This window comes from Nostoc sp., assembly GCF_036917095.1.
GTDB lineage: Bacteria > Cyanobacteriota > Cyanobacteriia > Cyanobacteriales > Nostocaceae > Nostoc.
In genome coordinates, this window is sequence record NZ_JBALFH010000018.1 from 45657 (window position 1) to 51656 (window position 6000).

General features: G+C 45.0%; 6 protein-coding genes. 5 read left to right on the top strand and 1 reads right to left on the bottom strand.

What is annotated here, in order from left to right:
• Positions 1-55: 55 nt before the first annotated feature.
• On the top strand, positions 56-748 hold the full coding sequence (locus V7L01_RS07990) for a DUF2996 domain-containing protein (protein ID WP_335033521.1): 693 nt from the start codon (positions 56-58) through the stop codon (positions 746-748).
• A 103-nt stretch (positions 749-851) separates the two neighbouring features.
• Here V7L01_RS07990 and V7L01_RS07995 read toward each other — a convergent pair whose 3' ends face one another.
• Positions 852-1346, bottom strand: a complete 495-nt coding sequence (locus tag V7L01_RS07995) for a TM2 domain-containing protein (protein WP_335033523.1) — start codon at positions 1344-1346, stop codon at positions 852-854.
• A gap of 680 nt (positions 1347-2026) precedes the next feature.
• On the opposite strand from V7L01_RS07995, the gene acsF reads away from it, so the two are divergent.
• The 4 genes from acsF (at position 2027) to V7L01_RS08015 (ending at position 5861) form a co-directional block, all read left to right on the top strand.
• The gene (gene acsF / locus V7L01_RS08000) at positions 2027-3103 is read left to right on the top strand and encodes a magnesium-protoporphyrin IX monomethyl ester (oxidative) cyclase (RefSeq protein WP_335033525.1); all 1077 of its coding nucleotides are present in this window, start codon (positions 2027-2029) and stop codon (positions 3101-3103) included.
• A gap of 143 nt (positions 3104-3246) precedes the next feature.
• On the top strand, positions 3247-4128 hold the full coding sequence (locus V7L01_RS08005) for a hypothetical protein (protein ID WP_335033527.1): 882 nt from the start codon (positions 3247-3249) through the stop codon (positions 4126-4128).
• Between the two features lie 6 nt (positions 4129-4134).
• Positions 4135-4905: a hypothetical protein gene (locus V7L01_RS08010; protein WP_335033529.1), complete on the top strand. Its 771-nt coding sequence runs from the start codon at positions 4135-4137 to the stop codon at positions 4903-4905.
• Positions 4899-5861: an ATP-grasp domain-containing protein gene (locus tag V7L01_RS08015; protein ID WP_335033531.1), complete on the top strand. Its 963-nt coding sequence runs from the start codon at positions 4899-4901 to the stop codon at positions 5859-5861. Before V7L01_RS08010 ends, V7L01_RS08015 begins: the two co-directional genes overlap by 7 nt.
• Positions 5862-6000 lie beyond the last annotated feature (139 nt).

A 6000-nucleotide genomic window follows, 5' to 3' on the forward strand; every position in this document is an offset into this window, starting at 1 on the left:
ATACCTCAAGGTGAGCGATCGCTCCAAAAGCTAGATTAAAGGATTGACCTGAGCAATGGCAGACCCAACCAATCACAATCAAGCGGGAGAAGTAGCTCCCAGCACTGTTGATAAGCAAGCTCCCAGTGTGGCTGAAGAACACGCTCCTAGTACAGACTCACCCGAAGCCACAGACATTCCTACTGCTAACGCGCCAGATCCTAAAGCCGCAAACCCCGAAGATAATCCCAATGCTGCTAAACCAGCTGCGGCATCACCCAAGCGAGAAAAACCCGCCGCAGCTAAAGCCGCAGACGGCGAAAAACCAGCCGCCGCCGCAACAGGAGAAAAACCCGCAGCCGCAGCTAAAGCCGCCAAAAAGGAAAAAGCCCCAGCTGTTGAAGATAAGCCATTTGTAGAGTTCATCGAGCAAGACTACTTGCCAGCTTTACAAAAAGCGATCGCTCAACAAGGCGTGCAAGATTTACAGGTATCTTTTACCAAGCAGAAAGTGCCAATCACTGGCTTTGAATCGGCTGAAGAATGCTGGCAAATTATCGGCAGTTGGAAAGAAACTGGTTTGCGTCAGTTTAATTTGTATTTCCCCGAAGAAGATATTCAAGGGAAAAAAGGATTTTCCTGTAATGAAGGCAAAAAACCTAGCACTCTTGAGTCCTTCTTAATCGATGAGCGCAAAATTACCCTCGATTTGTTGGTATATGGCTTAGTTCAGCGCTTGGGCGGCCAAAAGTGGTTAGGTATAAATTAGTCATTGGTCATTAGTCATTAGTCATTAGTCATTGGTTTTTTTTACAAAAGACACAGACGCCCCAGCGGCTTCCCGCAGGGTAGGACAAAGGACAAATGACAATTTAAAGCTCGTGGAAATGATAAATAACGGCTCCAGTATTGGGGTCGTTATCAATTTTTACATAGCCTGATTTATACATTTCATTGAGAGTAGCTTCCACTTCAGCAAAGCTAGCTCCCGTGAACTTCACGCCTTGAGTGACAGTTAAAATACCATCTTTGCTTTCCGCCGCTTCAATCAGTTTAACCATGAGTTGGTTACCAGTTGGGTGGTGGACTTGAGAGGCAACCACTGCTTGATTCAACGGCACACCCAAGGGAGATACACCCGCTCTTAGTCTCAGGTTGTATTCGTATTCGTCAACCATGTTGGGGATGAAGAACACATCTACGATCTGCCCTATACCAAACACACCACCAGTCAACAGCCAGAACAAACCCGTCCCTATTTTGCCATTGTAGAAACGGTGCAGCCCTCCCACCCCGAAAAATCCGACTGCACACAAGATGTAAGAGACCAGAAGTCGGTCTTTTTGCTGATTGTTTTCAAGATTCATCTTGTTTTCAACCCTTTGGATTTGCTGTTGTCTAAAATGGTTGTTCCATACTGTTTTTTATACAAAGTATGGATGGCTAGACTTATATATTGCACCAGTTGCTTTCTGGCAATTTTTGTAGATGGGCACTGCTGTTCGCTCCAACTATGATTTGAGGTTGTGGGCAGTGTCCAACTTACAGTTATCGATAAAGGTGCAATATATCACTAGATTGATTATAATTTTTCAGTAATTATGCTAGTCAGAGATTGTTAATTTTAAATTGATAAAACCGCTTTAATTTATTGTAGTAACAACCACAGAAAATTACTGAAATAGCAGTGCTTTGAGAATACAACACGTGCTTGCCACTCCACTTGATAAAACAATGCTGATTACTCAACTACGTTTATTTGACTACTAATCCGCGATTCTCTGTTCCGTAAACATTGAATTATTGTTGCAACTCTTAATGTTTTGCTTACTAGTTTGTAACCCGCACCTTGGTAGACTGAACTTTATACAATTGGATTATTGTGGGCTGTTATAGCTTGCCAGAGCATTACTTTTGGCTTTATGGTAAGGCAGTCCGGTCTTCGGGGTTTCCCCATGAGGAACTGCTATTAGCGTAGCGGTAGCGACGTAGGAGCGTCACCCGAAGGGTCTACTTAAGATAATAAAGACGAAAGAGCAATCAAGACATGGTAGATTCCCTCAAAAAACCAGGCTTTGAAGAAATCCGGCCAGGGATTAAAGTCCCGGCAAAAGAAACCTTGTTAACACCTCGGTTTTATACTACCGATTTTGATGAAATGGCACGGATGGATATCTCCGTCAACGAAGACGAGTTGAGAGCCATTCTCGAAGAGTTTCGCACTGACTACAACCGCCATCACTTTGTTCGGGATGCCGAATTTGAACAATCCTGGGATCATATTGACGGGGAAACTCGCCGATTGTTCGTTGAGTTTCTAGAACGTTCCTGTACGGCAGAGTTTTCCGGCTTTTTGCTGTATAAAGAACTTGGTCGTCGCTTGAAAGGCAAAAGCCCCGTATTGGCAGAGTGCTTTAACCTGATGTCACGGGATGAAGCACGTCACGCTGGCTTTTTGAACAAAGCTTTGTCGGACTTTGATCTGTCCCTGGATTTAGGGTTTTTGACTAAGAGTCGCAGTTATACCTTCTTTAAACCGAAATTCATCTTCTACGCTACTTATCTTTCTGAGAAGATCGGTTATTGGCGCTACATCACCATTTATCGCCATTTAGAAGCACATCCCGAAGACCGGGTTTATCCAATCTTCCGGTTCTTTGAGAACTGGTGTCAGGATGAAAACCGTCACGGCGATTTCTTTGATGCGATCATGAAATCCCAGCCGCAAATATTGAATGATTGGAAAGCACGGCTGTGGAGTCGGTTCTTCTTGTTATCTGTGTTTGCGACAATGTATCTCAATGACATCCAACGCAAGGACTTTTATGCCACCCTTGGGCTGGATGCGCGAGAATACGACATCCATGTTATTCAGAAGACAAACGAGAATGCAGGTAGAGTGTTCCCGTTGATGCTGGATGTAGAGAATCCAGAGTTTTATCAGCGGTTGGATACTTGTATAAGCAATAACGAGAAGTTGGGTGCGATCGCTAACTCTAGCACTCCCAAATTCTTGCAATTCTTCCAAAAACTGCCGCTTTACATCTCCAATGGCTGGCAGTTATTGCGGCTGTACCTGATGAAGCCAATTGATACTGTTTCTGCTCAAGGCGCAGTTCGTTAAGTTATAACAGGTTTGCGAAAGCTTTAGTGGTTCTGCTAGTTGCAGAGCCACTTTTTTTGTCCGAAATATTACCCTAAGGGGTACTACTCGTCAATAGGTCTAGGCAGTTAGTTTGTATATGTAGTTTCGCTGTAAACAAACATATGACAGACCTATCAAACGGAATTGGAATTATCAGACAAAAACCAACTCTAGTTTCAACCTTTGAACTACTAGTAAAAGCAATTACACCCGTTACCGCTCCTGGTACTGAGCCTGTTGCTCGTACAGTTGTCCAAGGTTACTTTTTGACGATTGCCAATACTAGCAACTCCAATGTAAGGTTGACGCTGCAATTTACTGCAACTACACCAGTATTAAATGTAGCCGACACGGTGACAATCAGTGATGTCAAAGGAACTAATGACTTTAGCGATCTAACCCCTGTTGCAGGCGATCCTAATAGATTTACTTTTAGTTTGGGCATTTCAGCCAACGATACGGCTTTGGTTACATTACTACCTGATGTCAGCAAAATAGACCTTATAAAAGCAGCGAAACTAGAGATTCGCGGGTATGTGGAAATCTTATTAAATTCTCCCTCTGCGGGAACTCCAGTTAACCTGCTGTTGACGCCTGAACATAGAGGCACATTCCTGCCTCAGAATTTGGCGGCTCCCAATCCTGACTTCGATCAATTGGCCTATTCTCTGCCCACATCTAGTGGTGGAAGCTTGTTTACGCTTACAGCGCCAGTGTTGAAAATTAACAAAGAACTGAAGATAGAAGTTAAAGAATTCGAGAAAGTTCAGAAAGATAAAGATTTCGAGAAAGTTCAGGCTGAAAAACTCGCTGAGACAAGTCAAGTTGAAAATCTGACTTCAGGAGATGGTTCAAATGACCTACAGCGGCTAATCGGTCTGATGGCTCAACGTCTCGATCAAATAGAACAGCGCACAGCTAATGGTCAAAATGGCCAGTCTTTCATTCAAGCCAAAGAACGCCCAAGTGTTGGCGAACAAGTAGTTAATCAACCAAAGAATTAACCAAGGATGTTGGTTGTTGTCGCCAGTCGTCATGACAAAGCCGCACAGGCGCTGGTTGCTAATTGGGCGGTTTATGGTGCTAGCCTCCTAACACCTGAAGATTTATCAATGATTGGATGGCGACACTACTTGAGTTCTAGCGATCGGGGAGGAGGGGAAGCAGGGGGAGCAGGGGGAGTAGGGGGAGTAGGGGAAGCAGTGGTAGGCGGGCGTGTGATGTCTACAACGGGTTGCGCTAACGCTCTCGATCGGATTACCGGCGTTCTGACTCGCCTACCTTCTATTTTTGAGCAAGAACTTTGGCACATCGTTCCTGAAGACCGGGGATATGTCGCTACGGAAATGAATGCCTTTTTAATTGCTTGGCTGTCCAGCTTAAAATGTCCAGTCTTGAACCGACCGACACCAACGTATCTGTTGGGGCCGGCTTGGCGACCCGAACAATGGGTTTATGCGGCTGCTCAACTGGGTATTCCAGTACGTCCAGTGCGACGGCACAGTTCGATGTCGGCAAATGTGTGTTCCCAGGTTCCTAAAAAACCGCTGGTAACGGTGACGGTAGTAGGCGATCGCTGCTTGGGTGATGTTGAAAAAACGCTGGCATCTCATGCAAGACGCCTTGCTGATGCTGCTCAAGTTGACCTGTTGACAGTTCATTTTAGCAGCAGTGAATCCTCAGCAGAGCTTTTGGGGGCTGACTTGTGGACTGATATTTCTACGCCAGATGTAGGTGATGCCATCTTTGAGTATTTGAGTGGAGGTGATGCCAAATGTTGATTTTGTTGTGGGGTATTTCCGAAGAATCTCCTTTGGCAGCAGTCTACTCAGAACTAACTCGTTTGGGCATACCATCAGTATTTCTTGACCAACGAGATATTTTAGATACTGAAATTGAACTTACTGTAGGCGATGTCTTACAACTACCAGTTCAAGGACAAATTCGTACTTGGTATCAAAAAATAGACTTGAGTGAAATTACCGCAGCCTACTTGCGCCCCTATGACTCGCGCCGCCTCCCCCAAATTGCCGAAGCAGGTGCAAATAGTCCAGCTTGGCAACATGCGATCGCAGTTGATGATACCTTAATGTCTTGGTCTGAAATTACACCCGCCTTTGTCGTTAACCGTCCGTCAGCAATGGCTGCTAATGGCTCTAAACCTTACCAGCTAGAGCAAATTCGATCGCTAGGCTTTAAAGTTCCCGAAACCCTTGTCACCACTGACCCGGAAGCTGTGCAAGCTTTTTGGAAATGCCACGGCGACATAATTTATAAATCAATCAGTGGTATCCGTAGCAAAGTCTCGCGTCTGGGAGTTGAGCATTTGCAGCGACTTGATAATGTATCTTGGTGTCCAACTCAGTTCCAGCAGTATATACCTGGCAGAGATTATCGCGTTCATGTCGTGGGCACAGAAGTTTTTGCCAGCGAGGTAATTTCCCAAGCTGATGATTATCGCTATGCAACACCAGAGGACGAATCTACAGAAATTCGTGCTTGTCATCTTCCTGAAGAAGTAGAACAGCAGTGCAGAGTATTGGCAAAAGCGATAAATCTACCTCTTTGCGGCATCGATTTGCGGCGCACACCTGGAGGTGAATGGTACTGCTTCGAGGTTAATCCTTCGCCTGGGTTTACCTATTACCAACAGTTTACAGGTCAGGCGATTAGTACTGCGATCGCTAATTTACTGGCAGGCAAAAATCGGAGCCAATCGATAAACCTTCTGGGTTGAGTCCAATAAAGACCTAACCCCCAGCCCCTTCCCTACTAGCGTTGGGCAGGGTGGTTTCATACAAAGAAAGAAAAAACCTTTTGAATTTGATTGGCTAAAGCACGTTGAGCTTGAGGGATAGTGCGAAAACCAAGAAATC